This is a genomic window from Simiduia curdlanivorans (genome assembly GCF_030409605.1).
GTDB lineage: Bacteria > Pseudomonadota > Gammaproteobacteria > Pseudomonadales > Cellvibrionaceae > Simiduia > Simiduia curdlanivorans.
This window is the reverse complement of sequence record NZ_JAUFQG010000006.1, coordinates 62,525-79,949: the sequence shown is the minus strand read 5'-3', so window position 1 is coordinate 79,949 and position 17,425 is coordinate 62,525. Positions and strand designations below refer to the sequence as shown.

The 17,425-nt window shown below is 50.3% G+C and carries 14 protein-coding genes; 10 read left to right on the top strand and 4 right to left on the bottom strand.

Features of this window, described 5'->3' with window-relative positions:
• Window positions 1-6: 6 nt before the first annotated feature.
• Both flgK and flgL read left to right on the top strand, forming a co-directional pair.
• Window positions 7-3,180, top strand: a complete 3,174-nt coding sequence (flgK, locus tag QWY82_RS14220) for a flagellar hook-associated protein FlgK (protein ID WP_290263656.1) — start codon at window positions 7-9, stop codon at window positions 3,178-3,180.
• 10 nt (window positions 3,181-3,190) lie between these two features.
• Window positions 3,191-4,792, top strand: a complete 1,602-nt coding sequence (flgL, locus tag QWY82_RS14215; RefSeq protein ID WP_290263654.1) for a flagellar hook-associated protein FlgL — start codon at window positions 3,191-3,193, stop codon at window positions 4,790-4,792.
• Between the two features lie 100 nt (window positions 4,793-4,892).
• Here flgL and infA read toward each other — a convergent pair whose 3' ends face one another.
• The 4 genes from infA to trxB form a co-directional block, all read right to left on the bottom strand.
• A complete protein-coding gene (gene infA, locus QWY82_RS14210; protein WP_290263652.1) occupies window positions 4,893-5,111 on the bottom strand; it encodes a translation initiation factor IF-1 in 219 nt (72 codons plus the stop codon).
• Window positions 5,112-5,215: 104 nt separating this feature from the next.
• Window positions 5,216-5,929, bottom strand: a complete 714-nt coding sequence (locus tag QWY82_RS14205; RefSeq protein WP_290263650.1) for an arginyltransferase — start codon at window positions 5,927-5,929, stop codon at window positions 5,216-5,218.
• Entirely contained in the window at window positions 5,922-6,539 is a 618-nt protein-coding gene (gene aat, locus QWY82_RS14200; protein ID WP_290265707.1) for a leucyl/phenylalanyl-tRNA--protein transferase, read from the bottom strand. Before aat ends, QWY82_RS14205 begins: the two co-directional genes overlap by 8 nt.
• Window positions 6,540-6,650: 111 nt before the next feature.
• Window positions 6,651-7,601, bottom strand: a complete 951-nt coding sequence (gene trxB, locus QWY82_RS14195) for a thioredoxin-disulfide reductase (protein ID WP_290263648.1) — start codon at window positions 7,599-7,601, stop codon at window positions 6,651-6,653.
• A 252-nt stretch (window positions 7,602-7,853) separates the two neighbouring features.
• On the opposite strand from trxB, the gene QWY82_RS14190 reads away from it, so the two are divergent.
• The 8 genes from QWY82_RS14190 (at window position 7,854) to QWY82_RS14155 (ending at window position 17,309) form a co-directional block, all read left to right on the top strand.
• Window positions 7,854-10,187, top strand: a complete 2,334-nt coding sequence (locus QWY82_RS14190; RefSeq protein ID WP_290263646.1) for a DNA translocase FtsK — start codon at window positions 7,854-7,856, stop codon at window positions 10,185-10,187.
• 30 nt (window positions 10,188-10,217) lie between these two features.
• Entirely contained in the window at window positions 10,218-10,847 is a 630-nt protein-coding gene (lolA, locus tag QWY82_RS14185) for an outer membrane lipoprotein periplasmic chaperone LolA (protein WP_290263644.1), read from the top strand.
• On the top strand, window positions 10,840-12,198 hold the full coding sequence (locus QWY82_RS14180; RefSeq protein WP_290263642.1) for a replication-associated recombination protein A: 1,359 nt from the start codon (window positions 10,840-10,842) through the stop codon (window positions 12,196-12,198). Before lolA ends, QWY82_RS14180 begins: the two co-directional genes overlap by 8 nt.
• A 25-nt stretch (window positions 12,199-12,223) precedes the next feature.
• Complete coding sequence (gene crcB / locus QWY82_RS14175; RefSeq protein ID WP_290263640.1) at window positions 12,224-12,598, top strand: fluoride efflux transporter CrcB; 375 nt, start codon at window positions 12,224-12,226, stop codon at window positions 12,596-12,598.
• A gap of 26 nt (window positions 12,599-12,624) precedes the next feature.
• The gene (gene serS / locus QWY82_RS14170) at window positions 12,625-13,902 is read left to right on the top strand and encodes a serine--tRNA ligase (protein ID WP_290263638.1); all 1,278 of its coding nucleotides are present in this window, start codon (window positions 12,625-12,627) and stop codon (window positions 13,900-13,902) included.
• Window positions 13,902-15,287 carry a siroheme synthase CysG gene (gene cysG, locus QWY82_RS14165; protein ID WP_290263636.1) on the top strand — a complete coding sequence of 462 codons (1,386 nt, stop codon included), beginning with the start codon at window positions 13,902-13,904 and terminating at the stop codon, window positions 15,285-15,287. The genes serS and cysG overlap by 1 nt, the downstream gene beginning before the upstream one ends.
• A gap of 148 nt (window positions 15,288-15,435) precedes the next feature.
• Window positions 15,436-17,055, top strand: coding sequence for a methyl-accepting chemotaxis protein (locus QWY82_RS14160; protein WP_290263634.1), 1,620 nt, complete (start codon window positions 15,436-15,438; stop codon window positions 17,053-17,055).
• A gap of 23 nt (window positions 17,056-17,078) precedes the next feature.
• Window positions 17,079-17,309 carry a hypothetical protein gene (locus QWY82_RS14155; RefSeq protein ID WP_290263632.1) on the top strand — a complete coding sequence of 77 codons (231 nt, stop codon included), beginning with the start codon at window positions 17,079-17,081 and terminating at the stop codon, window positions 17,307-17,309.
• Window positions 17,310-17,425: the final 116 nt, after the last annotated feature.

Sequence of the window (17,425 nt, the reverse complement as noted above, 5' to 3'; positions counted from 1 at the left end):
AATACAATGGCCGACTTATTAGGAATCAGTATCAGTGGTTTAAAATTTAGCCAATCTGCGCTGAAAACCACGAGTCATAATATTACCAATGCGGATACAGCTGGCTTTTCACGTCAGCGAGCTTTGGCGGTAACCAACCCTGCGACCTTATTGGGTGGAAATTATGCCGGTAACGGCGTTAGCTTGGATTCCATTGAACGCATCGCGAGCCAGTTCGCCATTGATCAGCTCCGTTCTGATACCACGCTGTACAGTGAGCTCGACACCTTCAATGACAGTATTCAACAGGTGGACTCATTACTTTCAGACCCTTCTACGGGTATAGCTGCAGGGCTACAAACTTTTTTTGCAGCCGTTCAAAACGGTGCGAATGATCCAACCTCAATTCCATCTCGTCAATTAATTGTCAGCGAAGCGAGCAATCTGGCCACGCGCTTCAACACACTCTACGACCGATTTAATGCGTTGAATAATGGAATAACCCAGCAACTGGACACGGCCATTGCGCAAATTAATTCACTGACATCGGTTATTGCCGAGCTCAATGGGAAAATTTCACTGGCCTTCGGTGCAGGGCAGGGAGCCGAGCCGAATGACTTACTCGACCAACGGGATGAGGCGCTGCGGCAATTAGCGACATTTGTTTCGGTGAGTACCTTTGATCAAGGTGATAATCAAATCAACGTGCTCGTTGGCAATGGTCAGCCATTAGTCGTGGGCGCCACTTCCCGCAACTTGCGCATTGAGGATGGGCTGTTAGACGCCTCCAAGTCCGATATTGTCTTTGATTCCAACAATGGGCCGCAGCGTATTACCGATTTGATTAGCGGTGGTAGTGTTGGTGGGTTGTTAAAGTTTCGCGATCAAATACTCGACCCAGCCATTAATGAAATTGGTCGTTTAGCCATAGTGTTAGGCGAGTCCTTCAACGAGATTCACACCCAAGGCCTCGACCTAAATGGTGACTTTGGCGCTGACTTTTTCAGCGATGCCAATGATCCTCTGGTTGCCGCATCGAGGGTAAAAGCCAGCTCGGGAAATTTGCCGCCAGACGATCGTCGACTGATGCTGAATATAGTGGATGTGTCATCTTTAACCGCGTCAGATTACGAGATGAAGATGGGCCCAAGTGGTACCTACACCATTACCAAATTGAGTGATGATAGTATTGCAGCAAAAGGCATTATGGCAACGTCATTTCCTTTTGAGGTTGAGTTTGATGGTTTGTCGTTGGAATTTTCTGGTGGCTCCTTCACCAATGGCGATCGATTCCTACTTCAGCCAACGCGCTTGGGGGCACGCTCCATCGATGCGCAAATTACTCGTACCGAGGAAATCGCCTTCGCGTCGCCAGTGGTTACCGATAGTAGCTTGGCCAACCAAGGCAATGGTGCGATTAGTGCTGGTGAAGTGCTATCCACCACCGATGCAAACGGTAATTTGCTGCCGCTTTTTTCAGATGCCGGTAAATTTTCACCTCCGCTAATCGTAAAATTTACCACGCCCACCAGTTATGACATTTTAGACAACTCTGATCCTGGAAATCCGGTTCAGCTAGATCCACCCATTCGCAATCAACGCTTCGTGCCAGGCCTGTCCAATCCATTGTTTTCTGAAGACCCTGGTTCAACATTGGTAAGCTCAAACGGTAGGGCCATAGGCTTGCCGAGTGGAAGCTCGCCGTTACTGCAAGCGTCGCTACAGCCAACGGGAGCGGTAGCGCCAAACTATGGTGTCTTCGATTTCTCGGCTACCACAAATCAGTTTTCCTTCGATGTTGTGGTGAGTAATACACTCAATGGTGTAAACGATGGCACCTTTGTCGTCACCATTAATAGCCCCTCAATTCTAGATGACGCGTCGCTGCTGGCCGATATTAACGACGATTTAGCCGCATCCAATGTTGTGGCCTACATAGATCAAAATGGCGAGTTAGCGTTTCGAATGAGAAGCCTGGGTTATGGTGATGTGTCATTGCAGAATTATAATGGCGATCCTGATGGCAATGCTGACTTCGCACCCGCTGGGCAAGCGAATAATTTACTGGGCTTTAACGTTGAAGGCGCTGCATTTACTACTGCGGGCGGCGCTAGTGGCGTTTCCGGGCAAGGTGTGGTCGGAAATCGCTATCCTTCTGAAATCATTCGTATTAACAGTGTGAGCCCGAGCACGGGTTTACCTGTCACCACGTCGCTGACAACAACTCAGAATGGCAGCGCCCGTTTATTAGCGAGCAGTTTGTCAAATATTGCTGGTGTCACCGCCACGGCCCACACCCATGTAAAAATTGATAACCTAAACCTTACCAGAGTAGAGCCCTTACAGTTAACGCTCAACGGTGAAAATCTACTTGAATATGTCATCGATCCCAACACCGGAGCGAGTGTCCTAGCCAATAATATCCCTGACCCCGCTACCGATCAGCCCGCCTTTATCAATTATCTGAACGACCGAATTGGTGCCAACAGTAGCTTAAGCGCCGTCGGTGTTTATGCGTCAGTTTACGTGGACGCGTCAACCGGCCGAACCAGCCTTAGTGTGACATCGAGCCTCGGTGACGATTTAGATTTCCGTTTAACGGCAGCAGCCGGCAACACCGTCGACGTGGGTGATGGTGTTAATAGCCAAATGCGTTTAACCGCTAATGGCCCTGGCGTTCAGTCCGGCGTAGTGGTTGGTGGCAGAGTGGATGTAACGCTCGCCGAGGGTTATACCATGACGACTTTGCCGACGGTTAGTCAATTATTTGGTAATAGTGGCGCGGCGAATTTTCAACAATCAAAGTACGTGGGTATTCAAGCTTCTATCGACGGTCACCCTGTAACGGGTGACGTATTTACCTTGGATTTTAACCTTGACGCGTCTGCGGACAATCGCAATGCGTTGAACATGGTCGATTTGGAGCTCGAGCGAATTGTCGATGGCGGAAAAAATACCTTCTCTAGCGCCTATGGAAAAGTGGTGGAAGAGGTAGGGACGAAAACAGCGTCTTCCAAAATAAATCGCGATGCGGCGGAAAAGATTCTCTCGCAGAGTCAGACCTTAAGAGATTCGATTTCGGGTGTGAACTTAGAGGAAGAGGCCGCCAATTTGATACGATTTGAACAACTCTACAATGCCAATGCGCAAGCAATATCCGTTGCTAGGGATTTGTTTGACCGCTTGCTTAGCAGCTTTTAGGTAAAAAACTATGCGTGTATCTACCTCTGAAATGTTCAATATCGCTAATCGCGGTATCAGTAATGCCAGTGTCGCAATGGTTAAAACACAAGAGCAGCTATCCACGGGGCTTAGAGTATTGAAGCCTTCCGATGACCCAGTTGCTGCTACAAAAATTATGCAGCTAAATGAGAGTATCGGCCGCATTAGTCAATTTACTAAGAATATTAATTCTGCAGAAAATGATCTTCAACTTGAGGAAACCACCCTGAATGGTGTGTTGGAGTTAATTCAACGCATTCAAGAGTTGAGTGTGCAGGCGGGAAATACAGCAACCTTGACACCTGATGACTACAAAGCGCTAGCAGCAGAAGTAGATTCACGACTGGATGAAATGGTAAATCTGGTTAACTCGCGCAATGCCAACGGCGACTATATATTTGCCGGCTATAAGGGCAATACCCAGCCCTTTGTTCGCTTGGGCGAGGGCCAGTTTGAATACCGCGGCGACGATGGGCAGAAATTAGTTAAAATTTCGGAAAGCGTCAAAATTGCAGTGAGCGACAACGGCAAAGCGATCTTCATGGACGTGGACTCTGTTAACCCGACGTTTAGAACCAGTGTTAGCGCTGCCAATAGCTCCGTTCCACCCATAGCCGTGAGTGTGGGGCAGGTTGTTGATCAAGAGGAGTTTAATAGTTTTTATCCAAAAGATATGGTGGTTACCTTTAATCATGATTCAGCCGTTGTGCCATCGGCCAAAAACTATACGGTTACCGATCGGGCGACGGGTGAGGTGCTGGTTGCCAATCAAGCATTTGTCAGCGGTAGTGCCATAGAGGTGGCCGGTGTCACCTTTGCCGTGATTGGCGAGCCGGCGTCTGGTTTGCCGCCAGTCGCAGCAACCAGAAACTTCGGTACAGATTTCGCCGTAAGCTTTCCTTTTGATTTTACTGCGCCTGGGAATGAAACCTTCACCGTGAATGTAGGCGGTCGGTCGGAAACGTTTGTGCTCGATGGCAATGTCACCAATACCACAGACCTCGCGGCCATGCTCAACAGTGCAGGTAATGGCAACGCGGCAAAACTGGCCAATCTCGGTATCGCGGTTACCGGTGCTGGTTTTGCCATGCCCACTGGAGTCAATTTTAGCGTTGAGGGCGGAACGGCGAATATCAGTGCCGTGATGGGACTGGATACCGTTATTGGCTCTGCTTCTGTCAATGGCCAGCGAGCCGTGGGTGGCGATCAGGTGTTTATCGACAGTACTGACAACCAAGATGTTTTGCTGACCTTAGCGCGGCTGTCCGATGCAATGAAGTCCGTTACCTCCAGTGCCGATAGCAAGGCGTTGTTGAAATCTATAGTAGATGCCACCTTAGGTAATCTGGCCAATGCCCAAACTAACATATTGGAAAAAACCAGTCAGTTAGGTGCACGATTTAATACCATTGACACCACGCGGGATCTTCACTTGGATACTGAGTTGATTAGCAAGGAGGTGTTATCTGAGCTCCAAGACTTGGATTACGCTGAAGCGGCAAGTCGGCTATCGAAACAGGAGCTGATCATGCAGGCTGCACAATCGACATTCGTGCGTATTAGTCAATTGAGTTTGTTTGATCGCTTGTAGTTGCGGAAGTTTATAAGTGACGGCGAGGGAAAAATAGCAGTGCTCGGGCAATAAAAAAGGCAGCTTAGCTGCCTTTTCTATTGGTAAAAATCACGGGCTCTTAACGTGCGCGGTAGGTGATGCGCCCTTTGGATAGATCATAAGGGGTTAGCTCAACTTTCACTTTGTCGCCGGTGAGAATACGGATGTAGTTTTTCCGCATTTTGCCTGAAATGTGAGCAATGACCACGTGGCCATTTTCTAGCTTAACTTTAAATGTGGTGTTGGGAAGGGTATCAACCACTTCACCGTCCATTTCTATATGATCTTCACGCGCCATCCGGCAATATCCTCTTTGATGCAACTTCGGCCGGAAAATAAGGCCAACCTCGGAAAGGCGGCAATTGTGCACTAATTCGACTCGGCCGCCAAGGACAGCTTGACTCAATTTGACGATATTCTGGTCCAAAAGCCGCCTTTAAAGTACTCCAGCGGCTGATATTGTGTTTTGTAGCTCATTTTTTGGCAGTCTTTGATCCAATAGCCCAAGTACAAGTGGCTCAAGCCCAGCCGGTTTGTCCAAGCGATTTGCTGCAAAATAAACCAAGCCCCTAAGCTGCGCTTGGTAAGGCTTGGATCAAAAAACGTGTAAACAGCTGATAGCCCATTGGCCAATACATCGCACATGGCCACACCAACCAGTTGACCGTTAAGTCTGGCCGCGAGAAACCGGGTTGCTCCCCATTGCGCGGTCAGGAAGCCGTTGTATTGAGATTTTGTGGGCGGGAACATGTCGCCATCTCGATGCCGAACATTAATGTAGGCTTCATAGAGGGCATAACATTCGTCGGTATCAATGCGCTCGAGCAGCTCTAGTGTCAGGTCGTTGTTGCGCTTAAGGGTGCGTTTTTGTTGGCGATTTAAAGCAAACGCCTCGACCTTTATGCGAACCGGCGTACAGGCATTGCATTCGGCACATTGCGGCCGGTATACGTGCTGGCCGGAGCGACGAAAACCGAGTTCTGAAAGCCGGCTGTATAAAGCACTATCCATGGTCGCATCCGGGTCGACAAACACCGTGGTCGCCTCCCGATCAGCCAGATAACTGCACTTGTGCGGATGGGTAGAAAATAGCTTTATGTTGATGGAACTAGACATTCATCCACTCTGATCGAAAACACCAATCGGCTTTGGAGGGGGTATCACAGCCTTCAAGCATAGCCTCAAAGGCGTCTCGGTCATAGAGCTGGGCGCCCATGGATTCGAGATGCTGGGTGTGCATTTGGCAATCAATAGCGGAAATTTCCCACGCCTGACAATGACGAGACAGGGCGACAAGGGCCGCTTTAGACGCATTGGTAGAGGTCGAAAACATAGACTCGCCAAAAAATTGCTGGCCCAGATGCACGCCGTAGAGGCCACCCACCAAGGCTTCGCCTTGCCAGCACTCGACAGAATGGGCGTGGCCAAGGGCGTGTAACCGGCAATAGGCAGCTTGTATCTCGGGCAAAATCCAGGTGTCGTCTCGGCTATCAGCACAGCGCGCGACCACTTCTTTAAAGGCGGTATCGAAGCGAATGGTGAAGGGCGATTTCTTTAAAAACTTTCTCAGGCTTTTAGAAATATGAATGTGGCTGGGAAGCAGGACCATTCGTGGCGCAGGCGACCACCAGAAGATTTCTCCGGGATCGTTGTACCAAGGGTAGATGCCGCGGCGGTAAGCGGCGAGGAGCCAGTCGGGCGATAAACCGCCACCCGCGGCAAGCAACCCATTCGGGTCACTTAAGGCAAAGCGGGTGGAGGGAAATTGAGGGGGGATAGGAGGCAGGAAGGGAATCAACGTTCAACTTACCTCGCTATCCGCATTACCTGATTTTGATTAGGCTAAGTCGTCCAGATACTTCTCAGCATCCAGCGCCGCCATACAGCCGGCACCGGCGGAGGTAATCGCTTGGCGGTAAATGTGATCGCCGACGTCGCCAGCGGCAAATACGCCAGGCACCGAAGTTGCCGTTGCGCCACCGTTTAAGCCCGACTTAACCACGATATAGCCATCTTTCATTTCCAGTTGGCCGGCAAAAATATCGGTATTGGGCTTGTGCCCGATCGCGATAAATGCGCCTTGGGTGTCCAGATCCTGCGTTTCACCCGTTTTAGTGCTCTTTACCCGCACACCGCTGACACCGGAATCATTGCCCAATACTTCCTCGAGGGTGTGGTTCCACATCAGGGTCACATTGCCATTTTTGGCCTTTTCGAACAGCTTGTCTTGCAGAATTTTTTCTGAGCGCAAGGTGTCGCGGCGGTGAATCAATGTCACCTCCGACGCAATATTAGAGAGGTACAAGGCTTCTTCAACGGCTGTGTTGCCGCCGCCAACCACCACAACCTTCTGATCGCGGTAAAAAAAACCATCGCAGGTTGCGCAGGCGGAGACACCGCGACCCATGAAGGCTTCCTCTGAGGGGAGGCCCAAATACTGGGCGCTAGCGCCAGTACAGATGATTAAGGCATCGCAGGTGTAGGTGCTGGAACCCTTGAGCGTAAAAGGACGCTGTTGCAGATCGACCGAATCGATGTGATCAAAAATGACCTCGGTATCGAAGCGCTCGGCGTGCTGTTGCATTTGCACCATTAAATCAGGGCCTTGCAGGTCGTGAACGCCACCTGGCCAATTCTCAACATCGGTGGTTGTGGTAAGCTGGCCGCCTTGCTGCATGCCGGTTATGACCACGGGCTTGAGATTTGCTCGCGCAGCATAGATAGCCGCGGTGTAGCCTGCAGGGCCTGAGCCCAAAATAATGAGGCGATGGTGCTTGGTGTCGCTCATGAATGCATCCTATTGAAAGATTTAAACGCGCTGTATCCCAGATGGGGGCAATGCTGCCGAATTCTAGGGTTATCGTGCAAATTAGCTAATTGTATCTATTTATCTAGCGGATAATTGGTGACTATAGTGTGATTTTATTGCTTTTCTTTACATTAAGAAAGGCGTATAACATATTGATTTTGTGTAAGTTAATAATTTTCATCACGCTCCACTTAAGCGCGGGGCGCGCAATCAAGAAGGGTTCGGTACGCTTTGAAAAACCTGGAGCAAACGCAGACGCCACCGGCAACTAAGGTTGTCGGTCGGGCAATAACTGAGGGTACCTTGATCGTACTTTCGGTCTTCTGTGTCTTTTTAACGATCATTTTGGTTAGCTACAGTCCGGTCGACCCAGGCTGGTCCAGCACGGGCATGAATCGCACTGTGGTCAACGCCGGCGGTCCTTTTGGCGCCTGGTTGGCCGATGTTTGCATGTCTCTATTCGGCTATATGGCCTATTTATTCCCTGGGCTCCTGGCCTGGCGCGCCTGGCTTATCTTTCGCGATCGCAAAGCCGGTAGAGAGTTTGATGGGCTTTTGATGGCTTTGCGTTTACTCGGCTTGGCGTTGTTGGTTATTGGCGGCACCGGTTTAATTGCCCTGCACCAAACCGGAGACGCCAACTTACCTTTTTCAGAAGGAGGGCTGCTGGGCGCTTCTGTGTCCGATGCACTCGACAGCGCTTTCTCCTTTATTGGTACCAGCCTTATTTTGCTCGCCTGCTTGCTGTTCGGTTTAACGGTATTTACCGACCTCAGCTGGATAAAGCTGATGGATCAAACCGGTCGCATTACCCTGTTACTGATCGAGCGGGTTTCCAACCGCATTCGCACCTATCGCGACACTCGGCAAGAGAAAACCCGGGTGCAAGAATCACAACAAGTGCGCCGTAAAGCGATAGCTGCGCAGGTAGAAAAGCAGGAAAAGCGCGAGCCCATTGTTATTGAGCAGCCAATCCGTAAAAAAATCCCCAGCCCTCGAGTAGAAAAAGAGAAGCAGAGCTCTTTGTTTGTCGATACCACGGTGGATGGTGAGCTGCCCAAAATTGGCTTGTTAGACGCGGCCGATCACAGTAACGATAAGGGGTACAGTAAAGAGAATCTCGAGGCACTTTCCCGGCTATTAGAGTTGAAATTAGCGGATTTTGGTATCACCGCCGAAGTGGTTTCGGTATTGCCAGGCCCCGTGGTAACGCGCTTCGAAATTCAGCCCGCACCCGGGGTGAAAGTTTCTCGCATTACCAACTTGGCAAAGGATGTCGCAAGATCCTTGGCGGTTATTAGCGTGCGTGTGGTAGAGGTTATTCCCGGTAAATCGGTGGTTGGTATTGAAATTCCCAACGAGCATCGGGCCATGGTTCGCCTGAGTGAAGTCTTGGCCTCCGAAACTTACGACAAGGCCAAGTCTCCGGTGACGCTTGCCTTAGGGCATGATATTGCCGGTCAGCCAGTAGTCGCTGATCTTGCCAAGATGCCACACTTGCTGGTTGCGGGTACTACTGGCTCGGGTAAATCCGTCGGCGTTAACGCCATGCTGCTAAGCCTGCTGTACAAATCTACCCCCAAGGAAGTGAGGTTGATTTTAGTTGACCCCAAAATGTTGGAGCTCTCTATCTATGACGATATTCCGCATTTGTTAACACCGGTGGTAACGGACATGAAAGACGCCGCTAACGGCTTGCGCTGGTGCGTGGGGGAAATGGAGCGGCGCTATAAACTCATGGCGCGGCTAGGCGTTCGCAACTTGGCGGGTTTTAACCGAAAGGTAGAAGACGCGATTAAAGCTGGCGCGCCTATCAAAGATCCTTTGTGGGTAGCGTCAGAACATTTTGAAGCGGGTCACGCGGAAGCCCCGGCCCCGGATCTGGAGACCTTGCCCTCCATTGTTGTTGTGATTGACGAGTTTGCCGACATGATGATGATCGTCGGTAAAAAGGTCGAACAACTCATTGCGCGCATCGCGCAGAAGGCGAGGGCGGCGGGTATCCATCTTATTTTGGCGACGCAAAGGCCTTCGGTGGATGTGATTACCGGTTTGATCAAAGCCAACGTACCCACGCGTATCGCTTTTCAAGTGTCGTCAAAAATCGACTCTCGGACCATTCTCGACCAAGGTGGCGCGGAGCAATTGCTCGGTCACGGTGATATGCTTTATCTGCCTCCCGGCACCTCGGTTCCCATTCGTGTACACGGCGCCTTTGTTGACGACCACGAGGTGCACGCGGTGGTTGCTGATTGGAAAAAACGCGGCAAGCCCAATTATCTCGATGAAATTGTCGATGAAAGCGTTAATAGTATTCCGGTGCCGGGTATGGCAACCGAAGGCGACGAGGAGGGCGGCAGTGAATCAGACCCGCTGTACGACGAAGCTTTGGCCTTTGTCACCGAAACACGTAAAGCTTCGATTTCCTCGGTGCAACGTAAGTTGCGCATTGGCTACAACCGCGCCGCGCGTTTGATTGAAGCCATGGAAGAAGCGGGGGTCGTATCGTCCATGGGTACCAACGGCAGTCGCGAAGTCTTGGCGCCTGCGCCGCCGCGGCATTAGTAAGCACATTTATGCACACAAAGGATTTTTATGTTCAGATTATTCGCCCAGCTTAGTTGTGCCTTTTATCTCTTGGCGCCGAGTTATGTTGGCGCAGAGCCAGCAAAAGATCTCACTCAATTACTGGGCGGGATGAACGCGGCAACTGGGCAATTTGAACAATCTTTAGTTGATGTTAAAGGCCAACAGTTACAGGCTAGTCAAGGCACATTCTCAGTCAAAAAGCCTGGTAAATTCTTATGGCTAACCGAATCGCCTTTCCCCCAGCAGCTGATCAGTAACGGCCAAGAACTTTGGTTATACGACGCCGATCTAGAGCAGGCTAGCATCTCTGCGATTGATGCCGATAGCCAACAAACACCAGCACTTTTGCTCAGTGGCGACGCCAAAAAGCTCAAAGATCAATTCACAATCTTACAAGCGGCATCTGCGGATTCAAATGTGGCAGCCTTTGAGTTAACCAGCAAAAATACCAAAGCGGCGTTCACCAGAATAAGTGCCAGTTTTACTGCCGGTGTGTTATCGCGCATGTCCTTCGTCGACAAAATAGGTAACACCACGGTTTTTGTTTTTGACGGCGTCACACTTAACCCTGTGCTAGCCGACGGGCTTTTTGATTTCACACCACCCAAAGGAACTGACGTCATTCGCAATGACTAAGGATCTATTTCATAGCGACAAGCGTGTATACCAACCACTAGCCGCGCGTTTAAGAGCAAATAACTTAGCTCAGTATGTTGGCCAAGAGCACTTGCTCGGGCCGGGTAAGCCATTGCGTGAGATTTTATCCAGCGGCCAAATACACTCGATGATTTTTTGGGGGCCGCCGGGCGTGGGTAAAACCACACTTGCGAAACTTTTGGCTGATCAAGTGGATGCGCATTTTTTTACCCTGTCGGCAGTGATGGCCGGCGTGAAGGACATTCGCAATGTGGTAGAGCAGGCCAAACAGCTCGCCCAAGTACAGAATAAAAAATCCCTGCTGTTTGTCGACGAAGTGCATCGATTTAATAAAAGTCAGCAGGATGCTTTTTTGCCTTACGTCGAAGATGGCACCTTTATCTTCGTCGGCGCGACCACTGAGAACCCGTCGTTTGAACTCAATAGTGCGCTCTTATCGCGCTGCCGAGTTTACCTGCTAAAACCACTGGAAAAACCAGCCTTGCTCGCGTTACTCGAACGGGCTTTATCCGATAAGGAGTTGGGGCTGGGTAAGTTGAACTTATCGCTGGACGACGCCCTAAAAGACTCACTTTGCGAGGTGGCAGACGGCGACGCGCGGCGGCTACTTAATTTAATCGAGATTTCAGCAGATCTTGCCGAAGAGCAAGCCGACGGCCAGCACACTCTTTCGGCGAGCGCGTTGGCCGACGTGCTGCGCAGTGATGTCCGGCGCTTCGATAAGGGCGGTGAGCAGTTTTACGATCAAATATCCGCCATGCACAAATCGGTTAGAGGCTCCAGTGCCGACGGCGCACTCTATTGGTTTGCCCGCATGATAGACGGTGGCTGTGACCCCTTGTACGTTGCCCGACGCGTGGTGCGTATGGCCAGCGAGGACATTGGTAATGCAGACCCGCGGGGCTTAGATTTGGCCTTGGCGGCTTGGGATGTGCAAACTCGCTTAGGCAGCCCCGAGGGTGAATTAGCCATAGCACAAGCCTTGGTTTATTTAGCTTGCGCACCCAAAAGTAATGCCGTGTATAAGGCCTTCAACAAGGCCATGGCCGATGTCAAAGCCGACCCGAGCTTCGAGGTGCCTTTGCATCTGCGCAACGCGCCGACGAAGCTGATGGCAGATAATGGATTTGGCGCCGAATATCGCTACGCCCACGACGAACCAGATGCCTATGCCGCCGGCGAAAATTACCTACCGCAGGCAATAGCAGCGCGACGCTATTACACGCCCTCAAACCGCGGTTTGGAAATCAAAATCGCCGAGAAGTTGCAGCGCCTCAAGGAGCTGGACCAGGCCAGTAAGCATAAGCGCTGGCCCGAGTTAAAGTTATGAATCTGATTAAGCTAGGGATAACGCAATGATTTGGATAATGATTGCCTGCGGCGGCGCGCTAGGGGCCATGGCGAGATACGGCTTAAACCTTTGGTTATTCCCCATTTTTGAACTGCGATTTCCCTTGGCTACGCTGGTTGCCAATGTGCTGGGCTCCATACTCATGGGCCTTGCCTATGTGATATTGATCGAGCGGGGCAATTTTCAGCCTGAGCTGCGCCACCTGATTATGACCGGGTTTCTCGGCGCTTTTACCACCTTTTCTGCCTTCTCTCTAGACGCCTTTGCCCTGATGCGCAACGGCGACCTATTTACTGCCGCTGGCTATGTACTACTCAGCGTGACCACCTGTATCATTGCGGTTTCCCTCGCTATTAAGATCAGCAGCGAATATCTGTAAACCACGCGTTACGAGAATGCCTTTTCATGCTTGACTCAAAATATGTAAGAACTAACCCAGAAGAAGTTGCCGAAAAACTGAAAAAGCGTGGCTATACGCTGGATATTAAGGCTATTTCTCAACTCGAAGAACGCCGTAAAGCGATTCAGGCCAGCACAGAGGCGCTGCAGCAAGAGCGCAACACTCGTTCGAAGTCTATCGGCCAGGCCAAGGCTAAGGGCGAAGACATAGCGCCTTTGTTAGCTGAAGTTGAAAACCTTAAAGCACAGTTGACGAGCGCCGAAACTGAGCTTTCTAGCGTGCAAGTGGAGCTGGACGCTTTCTTAGCCGGTGTGCCAAATATTCCCGCCGACGAAGTGCCCGAGGGTTTAAGCGAAGACGACAATGTTGAAGTGCGGCGCTGGGGTTCACCGCGCGTGTTTGATTTCGACATCAAAGACCACGTGGAATTGGGTGAGCGCCTAGGTGGCCTCGACTTTGAAACAGCCACGAAATTGACCGGTGCACGCTTTTCCATTTTACGTGGCGACTTAGCAAAGCTGCATCGCGCACTGATTCAGTTTATGCTCGACACCCATCAAAATGAGCATGGTTACGAAGAGATTTATGTACCTTTTATCGTTAATAAAGAGTCGTTGTACGGAACGGGTCAACTACCTAAGTTCGAAGAAGATCTGTTCAAGTTAACCGATGAGCGCGAGCTCTACCTAATTCCCACGGCCGAGGTGCCGGTTACCAATATTTTACGCAACGAGATCTTAGAGGCGAAAGTCGAGCTGCCGCTAAAATTGGTGTGCCACACGCCGTGTTTCAGAAGTGAAGCAGGTTCACACGGGCGCGATACTCGCGGACTTATCCGCCAGCATCAGTTTGAAAAAGTTGAACTGGTGCAGTTTGTAAAGCCTGAGCAGTCTGATGAAGCACTAGAGAGTTTGCTAGGTAACGCGGAAGCCATTTTAACCAAGCTAGGTTTGCCCTATAGAACGGTCATACTGTGCGGTGGCGACATCGGTTTTTCTGCAGCCAAAACCTATGACATCGAAGTTTGGGTGCCTAGCCAAGATAAATACCGCGAGATTTCCTCCTGCTCCAGCTTTAGAGACTTCCAAGCCCGGCGCATGATGGCGCGTTACCGCAATGCCGAAACCAATAAAGTTGAGCTACTGCACACCTTAAATGGTTCAGGTTTAGCGGTGGGGCGCACGCTTTTGGCGGTTCTAGAAAACTACCAGCAGGCTGACGGAAGCGTCCTGATTCCAGACGTATTACAGCCTTATATGGCTGGTAAAAAGTCTATCGGCTAATGGATTACTTTCCGTTCTTCTTCGACCTCCGCCAGCAACCTGTATTGGTTGTCGGCGGAGGTCAAATTGCCCTACGCAAAGTCAGGCTGCTGGTACAGGCAGGCGCCATTGTTCGTTTAATCAGCCCAGAATGCCTCGCCGAACTTGAACAACTAGTATCAACCAACAGAGGTATTTGGCAGAAAAAGGCGTTTGCACCGGCCGATTTAGAGGCTTGTTGCCTAGTGGTGTGTGCCACCGATAATGCGGCTGTGAACAAACAGGTGTCGGCCTTGTGTAAGGCCCGTTATTTACCCGTAAATGTAGTTGATAACCCAGACTTGTGCTCAATCATCACGCCGGCAATTATTGATCGAAGCCCCATCCTTGTGGCGATTTCTAGCGCCGGCGCAGCGCCTGTTCTAGCGCGCAAACTCAAACAACAGTTGGAAACGCTTTTGCCCGAGCAATACGGCAAATTTGCGACTTTTTGCGGTAACTTGAGAGATAAGGTTAAACGCGCACTGCCCGAAAATCAGCGTCGTTACTTTTGGGAGAAATTGATTGCAGGGCCAGTGGAAAACCTGGTCTATCAAGAAAAAGAAGACGCCGCTCACGAATGGGTAACAACAAACCTAAACGTCGCCCAGCAATCGCCTGCCCTTGGTGAGGTCTACTTGGTGGGCGCCGGACCCGGCGCACCCGATTTACTCACCTTGAGAGCGTTACAGCTTATGCAGCAAGCCGATGTAGTGCTCTACGATCGGCTGGTTTCAGATCCCATCATGGAACGCGTTCGTCGCGACGCCGATAGAGTTTACGTGGGCAAGCGGCGGGCCGAGCACGCGGTTGAACAAGCCGACATCAACCAAATGCTGGTCGACCTCGCCAAAGAGGGTAAAAGGGTGCTGCGCTTAAAGGGCGGTGATCCGTTTATCTTTGGCCGCGGTGGCGAGGAGATTGAACTGCTGACCGCAAATAACATCCCTTTTGAAGTGGTGCCGGGCATTACTGCAGCGTCGGGTTGTGCAGCCTATGCGGGAATTCCTTTAACGCACCGAGATCACGCCCAATCCGTAAGGTTTATCACCGGCCACTTGAAGGCTGATGCCACCAATATTCGCTGGCCAGAGCTAGTGGCGGATGATCAAACCCTAGTGTTTTACATGAGTTTGCAGGGGCTGCCCGCCATATGCGAAGCCCTTATCAAGCATGGCAAGGCGGCCTCCACCCCAGCAGCATTGATCGAAAAGGGCACTACGCCAGATCAAAAAACCTACACTGGCACCCTGGAAAGCCTCCCGCAAATCGCTAGGCAAGAATCCATTCAAGCCCCGACACTGCTTATTATTGGTGGTGTTGTCGCCCTTCAGCCAGAGCTACAGTGGTATAAACGCCACAATTGACCGGTTATGCCCAACATAATGGTAAGTTCGAGGTATTTTTCTAAAGTCGGCCTCCATTAAGTCGATAACCCGTTATAGCCCGACTGATTAGCATCCAGTCGGTTATTAGCTATGCTTATTCTATTGAAACTTAAAGGTAAGTGGCTCTATGAACTGGTTGAGTAAAGTCAGTATAAAGTACAAAATTTTGCTAATCCCAGCGGTCGGCATCACGGGGTTTGCGCTCTTTCTGATGTTTACCATTAATTCGGGTACTAAAAACGTTGAGCGATTAAACCTGATCCAGAACGTATATTTCCCTGTTCTGGAATTAGCCAGCACCAATATTGTTACCTTAGACCGGATGAATGAGACCATGAGCACCGCCGCTAGTACTGGCGAAATGGATATGCTCAATAGCGCCAAACGTATGGGAGAGGCGATTAAAACTAATCTTGGCAAAACTCGTCAGCTTCAGCCAGAACGAGCAGCCGAGATAGATCTGATCGAGCAATCTTTAAAAGCTTACCTAAAAATCTCTTTCGACTTAACCGCCAGTATGATCGATGGCACAGTGGATTTTACTCAACTAGCCACTATCGCAGAAAACAGAACTAAATCCCTTCAAAAAATTAACAATGCGCTAACTCTTTTTCGAGACCAAAGCGATGCAAGCTTTAAAGACACCGTTAGCCAAGCCACCGACACAGAGCAGGCCAATCTTAAAGTAGGCTTGATCGTAGGTCTTATCACTGTCGCGCTACTTCTGGTTATTTCTATCAGCATTGCTTTGATTATTACCCGCAATGTCGACGTGATTACCCAGTCTTTAAAGGATATCGCTCAGGGCGATGGCGATTTAACCCAGCGTATTCAAAAGAGCTCAGAGGATGAACTAGGCGAGTTGGTTGGCTGGTTTAATACCTTTATCGATAAACTGCATCATACGATAGGGGAGGTCATTCAAGTGATCTCGCCACTCACTGATGTGGCCACACGCCTCAATGGTGTATCACACGAATCGGAAAAACTTTCCACCGATCAGGCGCAATCTTCAGAGCATGTAAATAATGCCATGGCCGATATGATGCGTAGTGTCAATAACGTTGCAGAAAATGCGGGTTCCGCAGCGCAGGCAGCCTCGCATGCCGACAAGGAGGCGAAAGCGGGTCTTAAGGTTGTTGGCGATACGGTTATTACCATTAACAACTTGGCTACAGAAGTCGAGCGGGCGGCAGAAGTTATCGTAAAACTGGAAAAAGACACCGAGAGCGTTGCAGGCATCTTGGACGTAATTAAAGGCATTGCCGAGCAAACTAATTTACTCGCTCTTAACGCGGCCATTGAGGCAGCGAGAGCGGGAGAGCAGGGGAGAGGTTTCGCCGTGGTGGCGGATGAGGTTAGAACGCTTGCATCTCGAACGCAGGAATCTACTCATGAGATTCAAAAAGTGATTGAGCAATTACAAAACGCGGCGAGAGAAGCAGTTCAGGTTATGGATACGGGCAAATCTCGCGCCAAACAAAGTGTTGCGCAGGCCAGTGAGACCGGGAATTCCCTGGATGCCATTACCTCAAAAGTCACCTCAATTACCGACATGAACAAACAGATTGCTGCGGCAACAGAACAGCAACAGCATTTTGCTAAGTCCATTCAAAGTAATGTGATTAAAATGCGGGATGGATCAAAAGTTGCGCAAAACAATACCGAGCAGGTGACTCAATTGAGCTCATCGTTACAAGGCTTAGCCGACCAGTTGAAAACTGTCGCGGCACAATTTAGGGTATAGGTACATGTAAAACGAGATGTAATATGTCTGATATACGAATACCGAGTAATGTTATTAGCGTAGCGCCGGTCAGCCAAACACTGCCCAAGCACGTCAATATAGAAAAGGCCGTTGATCTTCCAGACAGCTCGCCAAGTAAGGAGCGGAGGCGCCGGCAGCGGCGGCGTGGACGCGCCTATCGCCGCCCGCTGATCGAGCTGCGCACAGGTCAGGACCGTCGACGCAGTGATCATAAGGTGGATGTAACCGCATAGCGAGGAAACGTTATGTAACGGATTCGAAGCCCTCGGACTAGGGTACATGGTCAACACAATTACGGATTAGACCTCAAAAACCGGTTCATTCTCTTTCTTACAAGCCCTACAATGCC